At 69.3% G+C, this 20,256-nt stretch carries 15 protein-coding genes; 9 read left to right on the top strand and 6 right to left on the bottom strand.

All coding sequences use genetic code 11. The annotated features are described in order from the left end of the window. Window positions 1-132: 132 nt before the first annotated feature. The 9 genes from dusB to hflX all read left to right on the top strand — a co-directional run bounded on the left by dusB (window position 133) and on the right by hflX (window position 12,290). Window positions 133-1,137: a tRNA dihydrouridine synthase DusB gene (gene dusB, locus ACNR9W_RS13220; RefSeq protein WP_419271179.1), complete on the top strand. Its 1,005-nt coding sequence runs from the start codon at window positions 133-135 to the stop codon at window positions 1,135-1,137. Next, window positions 1,134-2,246 (top strand): two-component system sensor histidine kinase NtrB, encoded by a 1,113-nt coding sequence (locus tag ACNR9W_RS13215; protein WP_419271178.1) that lies wholly within the window; start codon window positions 1,134-1,136, stop codon window positions 2,244-2,246. The genes dusB and ACNR9W_RS13215 overlap by 4 nt, the downstream gene beginning before the upstream one ends. A gap of 12 nt (window positions 2,247-2,258) precedes the next feature. Further along, window positions 2,259-3,707 (top strand): response regulator, encoded by a 1,449-nt coding sequence (locus ACNR9W_RS13210; protein WP_419271177.1) that lies wholly within the window; start codon window positions 2,259-2,261, stop codon window positions 3,705-3,707. 73 nt (window positions 3,708-3,780) lie between these two features. Continuing rightward, window positions 3,781-6,042 carry a sensor histidine kinase NtrY-like gene (locus tag ACNR9W_RS13205; protein WP_419271176.1) on the top strand — a complete coding sequence of 754 codons (2,262 nt, stop codon included), beginning with the start codon at window positions 3,781-3,783 and terminating at the stop codon, window positions 6,040-6,042. After that, window positions 6,039-7,430, top strand: a complete 1,392-nt coding sequence (gene ntrX, locus ACNR9W_RS13200; RefSeq protein WP_419271175.1) for a nitrogen assimilation response regulator NtrX — start codon at window positions 6,039-6,041, stop codon at window positions 7,428-7,430. Before ACNR9W_RS13205 ends, ntrX begins: the two co-directional genes overlap by 4 nt. An 82-nt stretch (window positions 7,431-7,512) precedes the next feature. Then, window positions 7,513-8,889, top strand: a complete 1,377-nt coding sequence (trkA, locus tag ACNR9W_RS13195) for a Trk system potassium transporter TrkA (RefSeq protein ID WP_419271174.1) — start codon at window positions 7,513-7,515, stop codon at window positions 8,887-8,889. 13 nt (window positions 8,890-8,902) lie between these two features. After that, window positions 8,903-10,534 (top strand): potassium transporter TrkG, encoded by a 1,632-nt coding sequence (locus ACNR9W_RS13190; protein ID WP_419271173.1) that lies wholly within the window; start codon window positions 8,903-8,905, stop codon window positions 10,532-10,534. Window positions 10,535-10,655: 121 nt separating this feature from the next. Next, on the top strand, window positions 10,656-10,889 hold the full coding sequence (hfq, locus tag ACNR9W_RS13185) for an RNA chaperone Hfq (RefSeq protein WP_020949330.1): 234 nt from the start codon (window positions 10,656-10,658) through the stop codon (window positions 10,887-10,889). Continuing rightward, window positions 10,890-12,290: a GTPase HflX gene (gene hflX, locus ACNR9W_RS13180; RefSeq protein ID WP_419271172.1), complete on the top strand. Its 1,401-nt coding sequence runs from the start codon at window positions 10,890-10,892 to the stop codon at window positions 12,288-12,290. It begins immediately after the preceding gene. A gap of 84 nt (window positions 12,291-12,374) precedes the next feature. Here the strand turns inward: hflX and ACNR9W_RS13175 are convergent, their stop codons facing one another. The 6 genes from ACNR9W_RS13175 to ACNR9W_RS13150 all read right to left on the bottom strand — a co-directional run bounded on the left by ACNR9W_RS13175 (window position 12,375) and on the right by ACNR9W_RS13150 (window position 20,252). Continuing rightward, window positions 12,375-13,292 (bottom strand): carbohydrate kinase family protein, encoded by a 918-nt coding sequence (locus ACNR9W_RS13175; RefSeq protein WP_419271171.1) that lies wholly within the window; start codon window positions 13,290-13,292, stop codon window positions 12,375-12,377. Window positions 13,293-13,310: 18 nt separating this feature from the next. After that, window positions 13,311-14,480, bottom strand: a complete 1,170-nt coding sequence (locus ACNR9W_RS13170; protein WP_419271170.1) for a TFIIB-type zinc ribbon-containing protein — start codon at window positions 14,478-14,480, stop codon at window positions 13,311-13,313. A 1-nt stretch (window position 14,481) separates the two neighbouring features. After that, window positions 14,482-15,594 carry an SPFH domain-containing protein gene (locus tag ACNR9W_RS13165; RefSeq protein WP_419271169.1) on the bottom strand — a complete coding sequence of 371 codons (1,113 nt, stop codon included), beginning with the start codon at window positions 15,592-15,594 and terminating at the stop codon, window positions 14,482-14,484. Window positions 15,595-15,661: 67 nt separating this feature from the next. Next, on the bottom strand, window positions 15,662-16,711 hold the full coding sequence (locus ACNR9W_RS13160) for a DUF2927 domain-containing protein (protein ID WP_419271168.1): 1,050 nt from the start codon (window positions 16,709-16,711) through the stop codon (window positions 15,662-15,664). Next, window positions 16,711-17,895: a toxic anion resistance protein gene (locus ACNR9W_RS13155; RefSeq protein WP_419271167.1), complete on the bottom strand. Its 1,185-nt coding sequence runs from the start codon at window positions 17,893-17,895 to the stop codon at window positions 16,711-16,713. Before ACNR9W_RS13155 ends, ACNR9W_RS13160 begins: the two co-directional genes overlap by 1 nt. A 173-nt stretch (window positions 17,896-18,068) precedes the next feature. Then, window positions 18,069-20,252, bottom strand: coding sequence for a 3-hydroxyacyl-CoA dehydrogenase NAD-binding domain-containing protein (locus ACNR9W_RS13150; protein ID WP_419271166.1), 2,184 nt, complete (start codon window positions 20,250-20,252; stop codon window positions 18,069-18,071). Window positions 20,253-20,256: the final 4 nt, after the last annotated feature.

Here is a 20,256-nt window from a genome sequence, read left to right as displayed (position 1 = left end):
CGCACGACGCCTGATGAAAATTTACGCAGCCTGATTATACTATAGGCAACTGGAACCCGCCCTTCAAATGGGCAGGCCGGGCGCCCTCTGCCCTTCTTGCGGGCGGACCGCCCCAAGGTGAAGGAACATGATATGCGCTTGCCCGACCCGATCCTGCTTGGCGACACGCCCCTTGGCCCGCCGGTGTTTCTGGCACCGATGGCCGGGATCACCGACGTGCCCTTCCGCCGGGCGGTGGCGCGGTTCGGTGCCGGGCTGATGGTGTCCGAGATGGTCGCCTCGACCGAGATGGTGACGCCGCGCCCCTCGACCCGGGCAGCCGTCCGCGCCAAGGCCCTGACCGAGGGCGTGCTGCCTGTCAGCGTCCAGATCGCCGGGCGCGAGGCCGCGCCCATGGCCGAAACCGCGCGCATCGTCCAGGGCATGGGGGCGCGGGTCATCGACATCAACATGGGCTGCCCCGCCAAGAAGGTCACCGGCGGGCTGTCGGGTGCCGCGCTGATGCGCAACCTGGATCACGCGCTGTCGCTGATCAAGGCGGTGGTGAGTGCGGTGCAGGTGCCCGTGACGCTGAAGATGCGCCTTGGCTGGGACGAGGACTGCCTGAACGCCGCCGACCTGTCCGCGCGGGCGCGGGATGCGGGGGTGGCGATGCTGACCGTGCATGGCCGGACGCGGGCGCAGTTCTACAAGGGAGTGGCGGATTGGGGCGCGATCCGCGCCGTGGCGAACCTGCCCGGCCGGCCGCCGCTGGTCGCCAATGGCGACGTGGTGGACGCGGCCAGCGCGCGGGCGGCGCTGGCGGGATCGGGGGCCGATGCGGTCATGGTCGGGCGCGGGGCGCAGGGGCGGCCCTGGGTGCTGGCACGGATCGCCCATGACCTGTGGGGCTGCCCGGCCCCCGCGGTCCCCCAGGGTGCGGCGCTGGCCGATCTGGTCGAGGAGCATTACGAGGACATGCTGGATTTTTATGGCCTGGAGCTGGGGCTGCGCGTGGCGCGCAAGCATCTGGGCTGGTACGCCGAGGCCAATGGCGCCCCCCTGCGGGCCGAGATGCTGCGCGCCGAGACGCAGGCCCGGACCGTGGCGCTGATCCGCCGCGCCTTTGCCGACGCCGCCGGAGAGATCGCCGCATGAGCTGTGCCCGGCCCCCGGACTTCCGCGTGGCGGCCCCCGGTCCCGGCTGGGAGGCGCTGCCGCTGCCCGCGCTGGTCCTGGACGGGCAGGGGCGCGTGGCCGCGGTGAACGACGCGGCCGAGATCTGGCTGAACATGTCGCGCAATTCCCTGCTGGGGCGGATGCTGGACGAGGACGAGATGGCCACCCGGCTGCGCATCCAGCCCAGCCTGCGCCCCCTGGTCGAGCGGGTCCGCAACGCCGAGGATGCCCTCTATCAGCCCGAGGTCAGCTTTCAGATCGGCGACCGCGCGGGCGGCCACCAGGCGCGGCGGGCGGGCGTGCATGCGGCGCCCACGCCGGGCGGGCCGGGCGCCTGCTGCCTGCTGATCGTCCCGGCCGAAGACAATGCCCGCCAAAGCCGCAATATCCGCAGCGCCGCCCGCAGCGCCATCGGCATGGCCGAAATGCTGGCCCACGAGATCAAGAACCCCCTCGCCGGCATCCGCGGCGCCGCGCAGCTGATGGCGATGAACGCCACGCCCGAGGACCGCGAGATGGCCGAGATGATCGTCAGCGAATCGCGCCGGATCGTGGCCCTGCTGGACCAGGTGGAACGGTTCGGCGACACCTCGGCGCCCCGGCTGGGGGCGCTGAACCTGCATGACGTGCTGGAACAGGTGCGCCGCTCGGCCGCGGTGGGATTCGCGCGCGACGTGGCGATCGTCACCGACTACGACCCGTCGCTGCCCATGGCGCTGGCCGATCCCGACCAGCTGATGCAGGTCTGCCTGAACCTCGTGAAGAACGCGGCCGAGGCGCTGGCCGGCAAGGCGGGCGGGATGATCCGGCTGCGCAGCTTCTATGACCACACCCTGCGGCTGCCGCCGGACGCGGACGACCCGACCGGCCGCCCGCTGCCCCTGCAGATCGAGATCGAGGACAACGGCCCCGGCTTTCCCCCCGCCATCGCCGACCAGGTCTTCGAGCCCTTCGTCTCGGGGCGCGAGAACGGCACCGGGCTGGGCCTGGCGCTGGTCAGCAAGATCATCACCGACCATGGCGCACTGGTCCGCGTGGACAGCCGCCCCGGCCGCACCGTGTTTCGACTTTCCCTGCCCAAGGCATAAGGACCTGACCCCATGGACGGAACCGTTCTGATCGCCGACGACGACCGCACCATCCGCACGGTGCTGACGCAGGCGCTGACCCGCGCGGGCTGCCGGGTCCATGCCACGGGCAGCCTGGCGCAGCTGTCGAAATGGGTCGAGGAGGGGCGGGGGGACCTGGTCATCACCGACGTGATGATGCCCGACGGCAACGGCATCGACCGCATCCCGGCCATCCGCGAGGCACGCCCCGACCTGCCGGTGATCGTGATCTCGGCCCAGAACACCATCGTCACCGCGATCCGCGCGACCGAGGCCGAGGCCTTTGAATACCTGCCCAAGCCCTTTGACCTGCCCGACCTGATGTCCAAGGCGAACCTGGCCCTGTCGCGCCGCCCGCGCCGGTCGGACACGGTCCCCGAGCCGCTGCCCGCGCCCCGCGAGGCGGCCGATCCGGCCATGCCGCTGATCGGGCACGCGCCCAGCATGCAGGCGCTGTTCCGCATGGTGGCGCGGGTGCTGAATGCCGATCTGCCGGTGATCATCGCGGGCGAGGCGGGCGTCGGCAAGACCACCATCGCCCGCAGCTTTCACGAACTGTCGGACCGCCGCGACCGGGGGCTGGCGGTCCTGACCTCGTCCGATGCCGGCGAGGAGGCCATCGCGCGGGCGGCTGACAAGGCGATGGGCGGCACCATCGTGATCGAGAACCCGGCCGGCTTCGACAGCGCCGCGCAGGCGCGCCTGATCGGCCTGATCGAGGCGATGGAATCAGGCCCGGACCGCGCGCAGGCGCCACGCATCGTCTCGACCACCGGGCCCGATCCGCAGGCCGATGTGGCGGGCGGGCGGCTGCGCTCGGACCTTTATTACCGGCTGGCCGGCGTGACGGTCAGCGTGCCGCCGCTGCGCGCGCGGGTGGACGACATCCTGCCGCTGGCGGCGCATCTGCTGGCCCGCGCCGCGGCCCAGGGCCTGCCCGAGCGGATGCTGTCGGACGAGGCCGCCGCGATGCTGCGCGCCCATCCCTTTCCCGGCAATGTGCGCGAGTTGGAGAACATGATGCGCCGCCTGGCCCTGACCGCCAGCGGCGCCGCGATCAGCGTGACCGAAATGCGCGAGGCGCTGACCCAGCAGTCGGGCCTGCGCGTGCAGATGCCCGCCCCCGCGAACCTCTCGGGGCCCGCGCCCGCGGAGCCTGCTGCCCTTGTCGCGCTGCCTTCGGCCCATTCGCGTCTGTCGGATTCGGTCGAGGCGCATCTGCAACGCTATTTCGACCTGCATGGGGATGCGCTGCCGCCGCCGGGCCTCTATGACCGCATCCTGCGCGAGGTCGAGCGTCCCCTGCTGCAGGTGGCGCTGGACGCGACCGGCGGAAATCAGCTGCGTTGCGCGGATCTGCTGGGCATCAATCGCAACACTTTGCGCAAGAAGCTGACCGAGCTGAATATCGAGGTGACACGTCGTCGCAAACTGATGTAAAACCGCCACAGGGGGGCAGCGCAAAGGTCACGCGCGCCCGCAGATAAGCCGCGAAAGACGGCAAGTGGGGTTTATGGCAGGCCTGGAGACAGGGCTCGGTTGGGACAGGCTGGCCCGCATCCGATTGCCCCGCCAATGGCGCGGGGTGCTGGGCTGGTCCATGATGCTGGCCGGGCTGGCACTGGCCGTGGCGACGCTGCTGGTGCTGGGGCCCCTGGGGCGCGACCTTCAGGGGCAGGTCCTGCGCATCGTCCTCTTGGGCGACCTGATCTATCTGGTCCTGGTCCTCGGCTTCATCCTGGCGCGCATGGCGCGGTTGATCGCTGCGCGCCGCCGCGCGGGCCCGGCATCGCGGCTGCATGCGCGGCTGGTGGCGATCTTTGGCGGGCTGGCGCTGGTGCCCACGGTGCTGGTGGCGCTGTTCGCGGGCCTTCTGGTCAATATCGGGCTGGAGGGCTGGTTTTCCGACCGGGTGCAGCAGGTGGTCGCCACATCGCAGGCGGCAGCCGAGGCCTATCAGGCCGAGCATCGCAGCGACCTGACCGAGGATGCGCGCGCCCTGGCTGGGGTGCTGACACAGGCCGGCCGGGCCAATCCGCTGATCGAGGACGGCGAGATGCGCCAGCTGCTGGCGCAGGGCCAGAGCCTGATCCAGCGCGGCCTGCGCGAGGCCTATATCATCAACGGCGCCGGAGAGATCCGGGCCCGTGGCGAACGCAGCTATCTGTTCTGGTACGAGGAGCCCAGCAGCGACCAGCTGGACCAGGCGCAGACCGACGGCATCGTGCTGATCGAGGATTGGGGCAATGATGAGTTCCGCGCCCTGGTCGCCCTGCCGCCGCTGGCCGACCGCTATCTCTATGTGACCCGCGACGTGGATGGCGATCTGCTGGGGCTGGTCGACGACACCCGCGCCACCGCCGGAAACTATCGCGAGCTGGAGGAGATGCGCAGCCGCGTGCTGTTCGAATTCTCGCTGGTCTATCTAGGCTTTGCGCTGCTGCTGGTGGCGGCGGCGATCTGGCTGGCGCTGTGGTTCGCCAGCCGCCTGTCGCGCCCCATCGGCCTTCTGGCGCAGGCGACCGAGCAGGTCGGCCGCGGCGATCTGGACGTGCAGGTCCCCGAGCCCAGCACCGGCGACGAGATCCAGACCCTGGGCCGCGCCTTCAACCGCATGACCCGCCAGCTGAAGACGCAGCGCGAGGAGCTGATCGAAAGCTATCGGCTGTCGGACGAACAGCGGCGGCTGTTCGACAATGTGCTGGCCTCGGTCACCTCCGGGGTGATCGGTCTGGATGCGGCCGGAGAGATCGACTTCGTCAACCGTTCGGCCAGCCGCCTGCTGGGGCTGGACCCCAGGCGCGACATAGACGCGCTGCTGTCCGAGGCGGTGCCGGAATTCGCCCCCCTGTTCGAGCGGCTGTCGGCCTCGGTCGCCGAAACGATCCAGGACGAGGTGCGGCTGATGCGGCAGGGGCGGGTCGAGAGCCTGCTGGTGCGCATGGCCGTGCGGCGCGGGGCCGAGGGCGACCTGGAAGGCTTTGTGGTGGCCTTTGACGACGTGACCGAACTGGTCAGCGCGCAGCGCATGGCGGCCTGGGGCGACGTGGCCCGCCGCGTCGCGCATGAGATCAAGAACCCGCTGACCCCCATCCAGCTGTCGGCCGAACGCCTGCGCCGCAAGTTCGGCCCGCTGGCGCCCGAAAGCGAACGCGCCGCGCTGGAGCAATATACCGACGTCATCATCCGCCAGACCAACGACCTGCGCCGGATCGTGGACGAGTTCAGCCGCTTTGCCCGCATGCCCGAACCCGACCGCGCCGAGACCGACCTGGCGGGACTTCTGCGCCAGGTCGTGCTGCTGCAGCAGGACGCGCTGCACGACGCCCTGCAGGCCGAGATCCCGGACCAGCCGGTCATCGTCGATTGCGACGCGGGCATGCTGCGCCAGGCGCTGACCAACCTTCTGAAGAACGCGGGCGAGGCGATCGAGGAACGCAAGGCGACCGAGCCCGGCGACTGGACCCCGCTGATCCGCGTCACCCTGGACACCCAGCCCGAGGCCGTCTGCATCCGCATAATCGACAACGGCCTGGGCCTGCCCGCCGACCGGTCCCGCCTGTTCGAGCCCTATGTGACGCTGAAAAGCCAGGGCACCGGCCTGGGCCTGCCCATCGTGAAGAAGATCGTCGAGGAACATGGCGGCAGCCTGTCCCTGACCGATGCGCCCGATCCTCCGGGCGCCATGGCCGAAATCCGGCTGCCGCGCGAACGGCACCCGGTCCGCGCCCCCAAGACCAAGAGCAGACAAGAAAAAGACGAGGCGACACCATGAGCGACATTCTGATCGTCGATGACGAACGGGACATCCGCGAGCTGATCGCGGACATCCTGAAGGACGAGGGGTTCGAAACCCGTCTGGCTGCCAATTCCGACGAGGCCGTGGCCGCGCTGAACGAGCGCGAGCCGGCCTTGATGATCCTGGACATCTGGCTGAAGGACAGCCGCATGGACGGGATCGACATCCTGAAACAGGTCAAGCGCAACAATCCCGGCGTGCCGGTGATCATCATCTCGGGGCATGGCAACATCGAGATCGCGGTCGCGGCGATCAAGCAGGGCGCCTATGACTTCATCGAGAAGCCCTTCAACATCGACCAGCTGATGGTGGTCATCAACCGCGCGATGGAGACCAGCCGGCTGCGCCGCGAGAACAGCAGCCTGCGGCGCGGCGGCGACCACATGGCCGAGATGCTGGGCCAGTCCGTGGCCTTCAAGCGGCTGCGCGACGCGCTGGACAAGGTGGCCAAGTCGAATGGCCGGGTGATGCTGGCGGGCGAGCCCGGCACCGGCAAGGAGATGGCCGCGCGCTATATCCATGCCCACAGCCCGCGCGCCCATGCGCCCTTCGTGACCGTCCCCTGCGCCACGATCGAGCCCGAGCGGATGGAGGAGGTGCTGTTCGGCCGCGAATCGGCCGAGCGGGGGATCGAGCCCGGCCTGCTGGAACAGGCCCATGGCGGCATCATCTATTTCGACGAGGTGGGCGACATGCCCATGGGCACGCAGCCCAAGATCCTGCGGGTGCTGACCGAACAGCAGTTCGTGCGCGCGGGCGGGGCGGACCGGGTGCGGGTGGACCTGCGGGTGCTGTCCTCGACCAACCGCGACCTGGTGGCCGAGATCGCCGCCGGACGTTTCCGGCAGGAGCTCTACGACCGGCTGAACGTGGTGCCGCTGGCGGTGCCCTCGCTGGCCGACCGGCGCGACGACATCGCGATCCTGGCGCGCCACTTCATCGACCAGTTCCACCGCACCCAGGGCCTGACCCCGCGCGACCTGCCCGAGGAGACCGTGGCCGCGCTGCAATCGATGCGCTGGCCCGGCAACATCCGCCAGTTGCGCAATGTCATCGAGCGCGTGCTGATCCTGGCCGAGGAAAGCGGCGCCATCCAGCCTTCGGAACTGGAACCGCAGGGCGCCACCCCCGACAACAGCGACGCGCTGAGCCTGGGGCCGGCGGTCACCGCCATGGCACTGCGCGAGGCGCGCGAGATGTTCGAACGGGAATACCTGGTCGCGCAGATCAACCGGTTCGGCGGCAATATCAGCCGCACCGCCCAGTTCGTGGGAATGGAGCGCAGCGCGCTGCACCGCAAGCTCAAGTCCCTGGGCGTCGTCGGCGGCATGCGCAGCGACGACGAGATGGCCCTGGGCCAATAGCGCCGCCGCTTGCACGCGCGGGCGCCCCGGCATAGGCAAAGGGGCGTCCGGCATCTGGGCGCGGGCGGCAAGAGGGCTGTGGATGAAGATCATCATTTGCGGGGCCGGCCAGGTGGGCTGGCAGATCGCGCGCCACCTGTCGGGGGAACGCAACGATGTCACCGTCATCGACAACAATCCCGACCTGATCCGCCGCGCCACCGATGCGCTGGACGTCCAGGGCGTCACCGGCTTTGCCAGCCATCCCGACGTGCTGGACCGCGCCGGCGCCCGCGACGCCGACCTGATCATCGCCGCGACCCATTCGGACGAGGTGAACATGGTCACCTGCCAGGTCGCGCATTCGGTCTTCCAGGTGCCGCGCAAGATCGCCCGCCTGCGCAGCGGCGCCTATCTGGACGCCATCTACAGCGATCTCTATCGCACCGAACACCTGCCCATCGACGTCGTCATCAGCCCGGAACGCGAGGTGGCGCTGGCGGCGCTGCAGCGGCTCTCCGCGCCCTCGACCTTCGACGTGGAAACCTTCATGGACGGCAAGATCCAGCTGCTGGGCATCGACCTGGAGCCGGACTGCCCGGCGCTGAACACGCCCCTGCGGCAGCTGACGGAACTGTTTTCCAGCCTGCGCGCCATCGTCGCGGGCGTGCGCCGCGACGGCCGGCTGTTCGCGCCCGAACCCGGCGACCAGCTGTTCGCCCATGACCAGATCTATGTCTTTTCCCATGCCGAGGACGTGGCCCGCACGCTGGACATCTTCGGCAAGCCGCCCCAGAAGCAGGAGCGCGTGGCCATCATCGGCGCGGGCAACGTGGGCCTGGCCGTGGCGCAGACGCTGGAGAACCGCGCCGACCGCATCCGCGCCAAGCTGATCGAGCGTGACCGCGCCCGGGCGGAATTCGCCGCCGACCGGCTGGAGCGGACCATCGTGCTGAACGGCGACGGCCTGTCGGCCGAGCTGCTGGACGAGGCGGGCGTGCCGCAGGCCGATGCGGTTCTGGCGGTGACCGACGACGACAAGACCAACATCCTGGCCTCGGTCCGGGCCAAGCAGGCGGGCGCCAAGATGGCCATCGCGCTGATCAACGACCCGACGCTGGTGCCGCTGATGGGGGCGCTGGACATCGACGCCTATATCAACCCGCGCGCCACGACCGTGTCGACCATCCTGCGCCACATCCGCCACGGCCGGGTGCGCGACATCTATTCCATCGGCGATGCCGAGGCCGAGGTGATGGAGGCGCAGGTCCTGTCGACCAGCCCCATGTGCGGCCGCCCGCTGCGCGACATCGACTTTCCCGAAGGTGCGCTTCTGGGGGCGGTGCGCAAGGGCGACCGCGTGCTCAAGCCCCTGGCCGACACGCGCATCGAAGAGGGTGACATCGTGCTGATCTTTGCCCTCACCAAGGACGTCCCCGAGGTCGAGCGCCTGCTGCAGGTCTCGATCGACTTCTTCTGAGGGGCGCGCGCCGATGATCCGCATCCTGCAACGACTGCCGCTTCTGGTCCTGCTGAGCGGGCTTGCCGCGCTGATGATGCTGATCCCCGCAGGCTATGCCTCGACCACGGGACAAGCCGCCATCGCGCGCAACTTCTTCTATGCGGCTCTGCTGATCCTGGTCTTCTGCGGGCTGATCGGGCTGGCGACCCAGGCCAATCCCCGGCCTCAGCGCTCGCGCGAGACGCTGCTGACCATGCTGGGGGTCTTCGGCCTGCTGCCCCTGCTGCTGGCGCTGCCCTTTGCCGAAAGCCTGCCCGATACCGGCTATTTCAACGCTTGGTGGGAAATGGTGTCCTCGCTGACGACCACCGGGGCCTCGCTCTATTCGGCCGACCTTCTGCCTGCGCCGCTGCATCTGTGGCGGGCGATGGCGGGCTGGATGGGCGGCTTCTTCATCCTGGTCGCCGCCATCGCCATCCTGGCGCCGCTGCATGTGGGCGGGTTCGAGATCATGTCCAGCCCCTATGGCCGGCGGGAATACATGCAGCGGCTGCCCCGTTCGGCCGATCCCCGCCGCCTGATCCCGCATCTGTCGGACCCCGCCTTCGAAACGCGGCAATCCGACGCCGGTGCGCGGCTGGCGCGGGCGGCGCTGGCGGTCGGGCCGCTCTATCTGGGGCTGACGCTGGCCCTGTGGGTCGGGCTTCTGATGCTGGGGGACCCGTCCTTTCTGGCGCTGACCCGCGCGATGGGGACGCTGTCGACCTCGGGCATCTCTCCGGTCATCGGGCCGACCAGCGAAGTGTCGGGCGTCGCCGGCGAAATGCTGGTCTTCCTGTTCCTGATCCCCGCGCTGTCCCGCCGCTTCTGGCCCGGCGGCAGCCAGCTGCGCGCCACCGAGAGCCTGCGCGAGGACCCGGAACTGCAGCTGGCCGCGGGCCTGGTCGTGCTGGTCGCCAGCCTTCTGTTCCTGCGCCATTTCCTGGGCGCCATCGAGGTCGGCAGCGCGGAAGGCGAGGCCCCCGGGATGCTGCGCGACCTGGGCAACGGGCTGTCGGCCCTGTGGGGCGGGACGTTCAACGCGCTCAGCTATCTGACGACGACGGGCTGGAACTCGGTTGACTGGCAGGGGGCGCGGGCCTGGTCCGGCCTGACCGCACCGGGCCTGATCCTGGCGGGACTGGCCATGATGGGCGGCGGGATCGCCACCACCGCAGGCGGCGTCAAGCTGCTGCGCGTCTATGCCCTGGCGCGCCACGGCCAGCGCGAGATGGAGCGGATCATCCATCCCAGTTCCGTGTCGGGCGGGGGCCGCATCGCCCGGCGGCTGCGGCGCGAGGGGGCCTATCTGGCCTTCATCTTCTTCATGCTGTTCGCGATGTCGATCGCCGCCATCGTCACGCTGGTCTCGATCCAGGCCATCGAGTTCGAGACCGCGACCATCCTGTCGATCGCCGCGCTGACGAATACCGGCCCGCTGGCCGGCGCCATTCCGCTGACCCCCGCCTTCGAGGGCAGCGCGGGCATCGCCTCCGCCCCTTGGGAGGGCTGGTCGGGCCTGCCGGTCTTCACCAAGGCGGTGCTGGCCTCGGCCATGATCCTGGGCCGGATCGAGACGCTGGCGGTGCTGGCATTGTTCTCGCCCGAGTTCTGGCGGCGCTGAACCGGCAGGTGTGGCCGAAATGGTATGCCTCGTTTTTCCGTAAATCCGGTCCGCTTGCATGGCCTGTGGCAAGGCTCTAGATGTTACATTTGACAGGGACAGTGAAAAACGGACGAAAAAAATGGCTGGCGACAAGCAGAACCTGCAGGACGCATTCCTGAACCACGTCCGCAAGGCCAAGGTGCCGGTCACCATTTTCCTGATCAATGGCGTCAAGCTGCAGGGTGTCATCACCTGGTTCGACAATTTCTGCGTCCTCCTGCGCCGCGACGGCCAGTCGCAGCTGGTCTACAAGCATGCCATCAGCACGATCATGCCGGGCCAGCCGATCAGCCTGTATGAAGGCGAGGACTGATTGGCAGAATTGACCGAAACCGCAGCACGGCCGACCCGCGCCTATGTGATCCATCCCGATCTGGGCCGCGCCCGCACGCAGCGGCGCACCCCCGAACATGCGCTGGCCGAGGCCGTGGCGCTGGCCCTGGCCCTGCCCGGCATCGAGATGGTGGGATCCGAGGTCGCCAACCTGCGCGAGCCCAATCCCGGCAAGCTGTTCGGCAAGGGCAAGCTGGCCGAGATCAAGCAGCGCCTCGAGGAGGCCGAGGTCGAGCTGGTCCTGGTCGACGGGCCCGTGACGCCTGTCCAGCAGCGCAACCTGGAAAAGGAATGGGGCGTGAAGCTTCTGGACCGGACCGGGCTGATCCTGGAGATCTTCGCCGACCGTGCCCGCACCCGTGAAGGCGTGCTGCAGGTCGAACTGGCGGCGCTGTCCTATCAGCGCACGCGGCTGGTCCGCGCCTGGACCCACCTGGAGCGCCAGCGGGGCGGCCTCGGCTTTGTCGGCGGTCCTGGCGAGACGCAGATCGAGGCCGACCGCCGCGCCATCGACGAACAGATGACCCGCCTGCGCCGCCAGCTGGAGCGCGTGGTCAAGACCCGCACCCTGCACCGCGCCGCGCGGGCCAAGGTGCCTTACCCGATCGTCGCGCTGGTGGGCTATACCAACGCCGGCAAGTCGACGCTGTTCAACCGCCTGACCGGGGCCGAGGTCCTGGCCAAGGACATGCTGTTCGCGACGCTGGACCCGACCATGCGCGCCATTCGCCTGCCGGATGCGCAGGGCGGGACCTCCGGGCGCAAGATCATCCTGTCGGACACGGTGGGCTTCATCAGCGACCTGCCCACGGAACTGGTTGCCGCCTTCCGCGCCACGCTGGAGGAGGTGCTGGAGGCCGACCTGATCCTGCATGTCCGCGACATCAGCCACCCCGAGACCGAGGAACAAGCCGAGGATGTGGCCGACATCCTGGACAGCCTCGGCGTGGACGAGGACGTGGCCGCCATCGAGGTCTGGAACAAGATCGACGCCCTGGGCCCCGAGACGCGCACCGCGCTGCGCCGCACCGATGCCCGCACCGAGGGCGTGCAGGCGGTCAGCGCCCTGACCGGCGAAGGCTTGGACGACCTGATCGGCGCCATCGACCGGCTGCTGGGCGAGGTTCTGGACGAGCCGCGGCTGGAAGACCGGGTGGTGCTGGATTTTGCCGACGGCCGCAGCCGCGCCTGGCTGCACGAGGCCGGCGTGGTCGAGCGCGAGGAGGCGGGCGAGGATGGCCTGATCCTCCACCTGCGCTGGACCGAGCGGCAGAAGGCCGGCTTTGCGGCCCTGACCGGCGGCGACGACGCGGCCGATGATGATGACGAGGATGACGGCCCCGATGAGCGGCGGCTTGGCGGCTGGCACCCGGCCGACTGAGCCCTGCGGGGCCGATGCCGGCGCCATTGGCAGAACCATGCGTTGCGGACCGGTTCCCCCTGTCCGCGACGCATGATCCTCCCTTCAGTCCCGGGCCGGCATTTCCCTTGCCCAAGGCGGGTTCGCGCCGGGGCGCGACACGGTCACCGATGCCGCCTGCGCGCCCAGGGTCAGGGCAGCGCGGATCTGGTCGGGCGTGATCCCCGCGATTCCCTCTTTCGTCAGCAGGCCCTGGCGATCCAGGCTGGCCAGCACGCCTGCGTTGAACGTGTCGCCCGCGCCGATCGTGTCCGCGACGGTGGTGCGGACGGCGGGAACGGTGACCGTCTCGCCCGCCCAGATGGCCTTGGCGCCGGCCTCGCCCCCGGTCTGCAGGACCAGCCGGGGCCCGGTCGCCAGCACCGCCCGCGCGGCTTCCTCAGGGGAAAGGTCCGGATGCAGCCATTCCAGGTCGTCCGCCGACAGCTTGACGATGTCGGCCATCGGCAGCAGGCGGTCCAGCCGGGCGCGATAGGCCGCGGGATCGGTGATGAAGAAGGGCCGGATATTGGGGTCGATCATCACCGGCAGGCGGTGGTGATGCGCGGCAACCAGCCCCTCGATCGTGGCGCCGCAGGGGTCCGGCACCAGGCTGATGCCGCCCGCGAACAGGGCCGACACGCTGTCGGGCAAGGCAGGGACATCCTCGGGGCGCAGCATCCGCCCGGCCGAACCTTCGTCATAAAAGGAATAGCGCGCCTCGCCATTCGTCAGCGTCACCAGGGCCAGCGTCGTCAGCCGGTCGGTGCGCGGGCACAGCGCGGTATCGACTCCCGCCTCGTCCAGCGGCGCCACGATCTGGGCGCCGAAGGGGTCGCGGCTGATCGGCCACAGATAGCCGGTCAGCTGCCCCAACCGGCCAAGCGCGATGGCGGTATTATAGACCGCGCCCCCCGCCAGCGGACGAAAACAGCCGTCCTGCGGCACCATGTCGATCAGCGATTCGCCTGCACACAGGATCATGCCCGTTCCCTTTGCCCCTTAGCCTGACTGCGTCAGATACAGGAAAGCCGCTAGCGCTACCAGCGCGACAAGGGTCGCGGCGGCGATTTTCCACGCCGACCAGGGCCGCTCTCCCATGACCCGCCCCGACTGGCCGTTCACCACGAAACGATAGCTCTTGCCGTTGTAGCGATAGGCCGCGGTCCAGATCGGCAGCAGGACATGCTTGAAGGTCTCGGCCGAAAACTCGCTGTCCAGCCGGTCGATCCGCTGCTGGTCGCCGCCGATGTCGCGCCGGACGTCGCCGGCGATGACCTGCGCCATCTGCGCCCGCGCCGCCTGGTGGCCGTCGGCCAGGGGCACGGTGTAACCCTCGGCCTCGAAGCCCGACAGGAAGGCCGGATCATAGGTCGCCAGCTGCGACAGGTCCCAGGGCGTCAGCGCATCCGTGAACCGCGGCGGCAGCGCGGTCGAGGCCAGCACCAGCACGTCGTTGAAATCCCGCGCCACCTGGCCCGACACGCGTCGCCAGCGGATGCGCGGCACCTGTCGGGCCACGCGCTGGCTGCGGCCGTTGACCTGCTGGGTGACCCAGACCGTTTCGTAATAGGTGTCGCCGCGCTGGCCGTGATAGCGGCTGCGGCTGCGCGCGTCGAAGGTCCAGAAGGGCGAATAGACCCCCGCCAGGCGCCGGTCCTTGCGCGCATAGGCGGTCAGGCCCGACGGCGCGAACCACAGCCGCCCCAGCCAGTCGGTCATCGCCCGGCGGGCCTGCTCCTCGGTCAGCACGAAGGGCAGGACGCCCTGCGGCTTGATGCGCCGGGTCCGGCCGGTGTCGGTGACCACCGGCGTCGCGCAGAACGGGCAGGCGCTGGCGTGATGGTCGTCATCCAGATCGACCCGGGCGCCGCAATTGGGGCAGGACAGCGTCCGCACCTCCTGCACGATGTCGCCCGCCCCCGCATCCAGGTGCAGGCCCTTTTCCAGCGGGATCTCGACCAGCTGGGGGGCCTTGTGGCCCGCATCCCATTGCAGCGCCGGATCGGCCGGGGCGCCGTCGGCCTGCCGTCCGGGCGCGCGGGCGGCACCGGGGCCGATCTCCTGCCGGTGGCCGCAATAGTCGCAGACCAGCATCCGCTGGCCCGGCTGAAAGCGCAGGCTGGCCCCGCATTGGGCGCAGGGAAAACGGTGTTCGGCGGGCCCGGCCATCTCAGCCGGGCAGGGGCGGCGGCATCATGGTGAACAGCTGCGCCAGTTCCGGCACGTCCTCGGCCGGCAGCCAGCCATCCTGCCCCGGCGTCCAGACCAGCGTGTCGCGCGCAAAACTGCCCTCGGCCGCCATGCGCCCCAGGTGCCCGCGGCCATAGGGGCCTTGGGCCGCGCCGCCGATCGCCACGTGCCAGACCGTCTCGACCGCGCGGCCGGGCAGCGGCGGCGGCACCGGGGCCGCAGCGGCGGGCGCGGGCACGGCGCCCCAGGGGCCCGTGCGCATCGTGGCGCCCATCGCCGCCCCCATCGCCGCGCCAAAGCCGGCCCCCGCGCCACCTTCGTTCCGGGCCGCCGCCAGCATCGCCTCGGAGGCCGCATATTGGCCAAAGCGGTCCAGATCGCCCACGATCCCCATGCTGGTGCGCTTGTCCAGCATCGCCTCCACCTCGGCGGGCAGGCTGATGTTCTCGATGTAGAACTCGGGCAGGATCAGGCCATAGGTCTCGATCACCGGGGCGATGGCCTTGGCGACCAGCCGGCCCAGCTGGTCGGTATTGGCCGCCATGTCCAGGACCGGGATGTTCGCAGCCGCGATGGCGCGGGAAAATTCCTGCACGATCACGTTTCGGATCTGGTAGGCGATCTCGTCGCGCGTGAAATCGCCGTCGGTGCCGACGATCTCCGACATGAAGCGCGCAGGGTCGCTGATGCGCATCGAATAGGTGCCGAAGGCGCGCAGCCGCACGGGGCCGAATTCCGGGTCGCGTGCGATGATCGGGTTGCGCGTGCCCCATTTCAGGTCGTTGAAGCGGGTCTTGTTGACGAAATAGACCTCGGACTTGAAGGGGCTGCGAAAGCCGTGGTCCCAATGCTGCAGCCGCGTCAGGACCGGCAGGTTGTTCGTCTCCAGCAGGTAAAGACCCGGACCGAAGACATCGGCCAGCTGGCCCTCGTGGACAAAGACGGCGGCCTGCCCCTCGCGGACGGTCAGCTTGGCGCCGTACTTGATCGCGCGCCCCACCGTGTCAAAGCGCCAGACCATCGTGTCGCGGCTGTCGGCGGTCCATTCGATGACCTCGATGAATTCGCCGCCCAGGATGTCGAAAATGGACATGGTCTTCCCCCTTCGCATGGCCCGCCCCCTGTATGGGACGGGCCGGAGGCCGGATCAAGCGCGCCGATCAGGCGCTTTCGCCCAGCAGCTCGGAGGCGATCTGGCGGACGATGGGCGCGGCCTCGGCCTCGGTCATGCCGGGCGACAGGCGGCGGTCATAGAGGATGCGCAGCAGCAGTTCGTCATGCCGGGTCAGCAGGGCGAATTCCTCGTCGTCGTTGAACAGCGACGGGCGCGCCCCGGGGCTGTCATTGGCCAGGCCCAGCCCCTGCGCCAGCTCCTCGTGAATGCAGGAGGAGCGCAGCAGGCGCGGCAGTTCCGCGCGGATCACCGCAACCGCATGGGCATAGGCGCTGCTGCCGCCCTGCGAATAGGCAAAGACCGAGCATGTGATCGCCGGCGGGAGGTCCGCCAGGATCTGCCGGTCGCGCGCGGGAATGCCCGGCACCAGCTCCTGCAGGCGCGGGCCGATGGCGCGGCGCTCGTCCTCGGTCAGCACCAGGATGGTGAAGTTGCCGCCTTGGGCGGTCAGGCTCACGGGATGGCCGGTCGCCGCCGACAGCTGGGCCGCGTAATCCGCCACCTCGGACCGCCAGGCCGGGCGCGCGGCCGTGTCGGTCGAGGCGCCGAATTCGATCTGCATCCGCACCGGCTGCGCCCAGCGGCGCAGGGGGGCCGACCGGTCCTGCGCCACCAGCCCGCCGGCGGATTGGCTGTATTCGTCGCGCAGCGCGATGGCCAGAAAGTTGCGGGTCAGCATCTCGGCGTTGATCGGTGCATCCTGGGGCACGCGGTCGCGCCTCAGCCGCCCCTGCGACAGCAGCCGCTGTTCCACGGCCGCATAGTAATCGCGCTGAGACCGGCTGGCGGGGCTGCTCTCCAGCGAAGCCGACTGCGCGGCCGCATTGGCGGCACGGTTCCGCTCGGCCCGGGCACGGCGCAACTGGGCCTGGTCAGGCTGGCCCTCCTGAACCTCGGGCCGGGGGTCCGGGCGCTGCACGGGCGCGTCGGGCTCAACAGCCCCCGGCGCGCAACCCGCCAGTGCCAGGGCCGCCAGAACGGCGGCGCCAAGGGCGCGCGGGCGCAGGCCATACGGTCGGGGCAGGGGGGCCGACATCAGCGCGCTCCGGTCCGTCCGGTGATCGCCCCGCCCTGGCGCGACGAGGCCGAGGCCAGTGCATCGCGCAGTTCCGCCTCCATCCGCACCAACTCGCCCTCGGCGGCGGCACGGCGGGTGCGCCCTTCGTCGGCGATGCGCAGGCTGTCCTCGATCGTGGCGATCAGCTGGGCATTGGCGGTCCTGACCGCCTCGATGTCAAAGACGCCGCGCTCGGTCTCGGCGCGGATCGTGGCATTGGCCTGGCGCAGGTTATCGGCGTTGCGGGTCAGCAGCTCGTTGGTCAGGTCGCTGGCCTCGCGCACCGCGCGGGCGGCCTCGGCACTGCGCTGGATGGTGACGGCCTGCGCCAGCTGGGTCTCCCACAGTGGCACCGTGTTCACCAAGGTCGAGTTGATCTTGGTCACCAGCGACTTGTCGTTCTCCTGCACCAGCCGGATCGAGGGCAGCGACTGCATCGTCACCTGCCGCGTCAGCTTCAGGTCATGGACGCGGCGTTCCAGGTCGTCGCGCAGGCTGCGCAGGTCGCGCAGCTCCTGCGCCTCCATCACCTGCTCAGTCGCGCCCCTGGCGGCCACCTCGGCCTCCTTGGCGGGGATCGTCCGGTGGTCCAGCTCGTGCAGCTTTTCAGTGCCGGCGGCGATGTACAGCGCCAGCTCATCATAAAAGGCCAGCGTCCGGTCATAGAGCAGGTCCAGCGACTTCACGTCCTTCAGCAGCTTCTGCTCATGCGCCTCCAGTTCGGCGGTGATGCGGTCGATCTGGGTCTGAACCTGTTCGTAATTGGCCACGAACTTGGCAAAGGGCGCGGACCGCCCCAGCAGCCTCTCCCACCAGCTGCGCTGCCGGCGCATGTCCAGTTCCGTCGTGGAAAAGCCGCGGATCGTGGTCACGACCTCGCGCAGGCTGTCGCCCGCGGGCCCGACCTCCTTGGTCTTGACGTCGGCCAGCATCCGCTGGCTGATCTGTTGCAGATCGGCCTGGGCGCGGGTGCCGAACCGCAGGATCGAGCCCGAATCCCTCAGGTCGATCTCCTCCATGCGGCGGCGGATCTCGGCCTGGGTGGCCGGATCGGCCCCGGCCAGTTCGGTGGGCGCTGGGGCCGGTTCCGGCAGGGCCGCAGCGGTCAGGGCGTCGATCTCGGCCTGCGTGGCCTCGGCGCGGCGGCGGGTGTCGTCGGTCATCGAAAAATGTCCCCTTGTCAGCCATCCGCCGGGCGGTGCTGGCGCTATGCATCAGCATATGGCGAAGTCCTGCCGGATCAACGACATGCCCTGCGGAAAGTTTCGCATCATGGCGCCCGGGACACAAGGCGGGGGCGGATGGGCCGCAAGGGTGCGGCCCATCGCCAGGGGTGTCAGGCGGCCTTCTGCTGTCCGCCAAAGCGGCCATAGAAGCTTTCGCCCTTTTCGGCCATCTCGCGCAGCAGGGCGGGGGCCTGGAAGCGGTCGCCATGCGCGGCCGTCAGCCGGTCGCAGATCTCGACCGCCTTCCGGGCGCCCAGGATGTCCAGCCAGCCGAACGGCCCGCCCGACCAGGGCGCAAAGCCCCAGCCCAGGATCGCGCCCACGTCGCCCTCGCGGATGTCCTCCAGCACGCCATCCTCCAGCGCGCGCACGGCCTCCAGGCTTTGCGCGAACATCAGGCGGTGCTGGATGTCCTGCAGTTCGGGCTGGTCCTCCGCGCGCGGATACCGCGCGTCCAAGCCCTCCCACAGGCCCTGCCGCTTGCCGTCCTCATAGGCGTAAAAGCCCGCGCCGCCCTTGCGGCCCATGCGGCCCTGGTCGGCCATCCAGAACAGCACCTCGTCAACCGCGCCGTCGGAATATGCATCGCCCATCGCCGCGCGCGTGGCCTTGGCGATCTTGACGCCCAGGTCGATGGAGGTCTCATCAACCAGCTGCAGCGGCCCCAGCGGCATGCCCATCATCTTGGCGGCATTTTCCACCAGCGTCGGGTTGACCCCTTCGCCGACCATGCGGATGCCCTCGTTGATATAGGGGATGATGCAGCGGTTGGCGTAAAAGAAGCGCGCATCGTTCACCACGATCGGCGTCTTGCGGATCTGGCGCACGAAATCCAGCGCCTTGGCGACGGCCACGGGACCCGTCTCCTTGCCCTTGATGATCTCGACCAGCAGCATTTTGTCGACCGGGCTGAAGAAGTGGATGCCGATGAACTGCTCGGGGCGGCTGCTGGCCTTTGCCAGATCGCCGATCGGCAGGGTCGAGGTGTTGGTCGCAAAGATCGCGTCCTCAGGAATCACGGCCTCGGCGCGCCGGGTCACCTCGGCCTTGACCGACGGATCCTCGAACACCGCTTCCACGATTAGGTCGCAGCCTTCCAGGGCTGCATAGTCCGTGGTGGCGGTGATGCGTGCCAGTACCTCGGCTTTCTTTTCCTCGGTCGACTTCTTGCGGCTGATCGCCTTGTCCAGCAGCCCCGTGGAATAGGCCTTGCCGCGATCGGCGCTCTCCTGAGCCGCGTCGATCAAGACGACCTCGATCCCCGCCATGGCGCTGACATAGGCGATGCCCGCGCCCATCATGCCCGCGCCCAGGATGCCGACCTTCTTGACGGTCTGGTCCGGCGCCTCGGGGCGGTTCGCGCCCTTTTCCAGCGCCTCTTTGTTGATGAACAGGCTGCGGATCATCGCGGTAGACGACGGGTTCATCAGCACGTTGGTGAACCAGCGCGCCTCGATCTTCAGCGCCTGGTCAAAGGGCACCATCGCGCCCTCATAGACCGCCGACAGCAGCGCCTTGGCCGCCGGATAGACGCCCATCGTCTTGCCATGCACCATCGCCGATGCGCCCACAAAGGTCATGAAGCCCGCCGGGTGGAACGGCTCGCCTCCCGGCATCTTGTAGCCCTTGGCATCCCAGGGCTTGACGATGTCGGCGTCCTTGGCTTCCAGCACCCAGGCCCTGGCGGCGGCCAGCGGGTCCGCGACCACCTCGTCGATCAAGCCGGCGGATTTCGCCTTCTTCGGGTCCGACAGTTTTCCTTCCAGCAGGAAGGGCGCGGCCATCATCGCGCCCAGCTTGCGCGCCAGCCGAGTCGTCCCGCCCGCGCCGGGAAAGATGCCGACCATGATCTCGGGCAGGCCGATCTTCGCCTTCGGGTTGTCGGCGGCAAAGATGCGATGCGTCGCCAGCGGCAGTTCCAGCCCTATCCCAAGCGCGGTGCCGGGCAGGGCGCTCGCGATGGGCTTGCCGCCCTTCTTGGTCTTGGGGTCCATGCCCGCCAGCTCGATCTTGCGCAGCAGATGGTGCAGCGTCATCACACCGTCGAACACGCCCTGCGCGCCGTTCGCATCCTTCATCCCCGCGATGACCTTCAGGTCCATCCCGGCGGCAAAGTCCTTCTTGCCCGACGTGATGACGATGCCCTTCACCGCCTCGTCGGCCAGCGCATCGTCGATCAGCCCGTTCAGCGCGGTCGCGCCGTGCATCGACAGCACGTTCATCGACTTGCCGGGCACGTCCCAGGTGATCACCGCGACGCCGTCGGCGCCTTTCTCCATCGTGAAATCGGTCATGTCC

It is taken from the genome of Paracoccus sp. T5 (genome assembly GCF_048538155.2).
GTDB lineage: Bacteria > Pseudomonadota > Alphaproteobacteria > Rhodobacterales > Rhodobacteraceae > Paracoccus.
The sequence above is the reverse complement of the archived record's forward strand: the minus strand, read 5'-3'. Positions and strand labels throughout refer to the sequence as shown.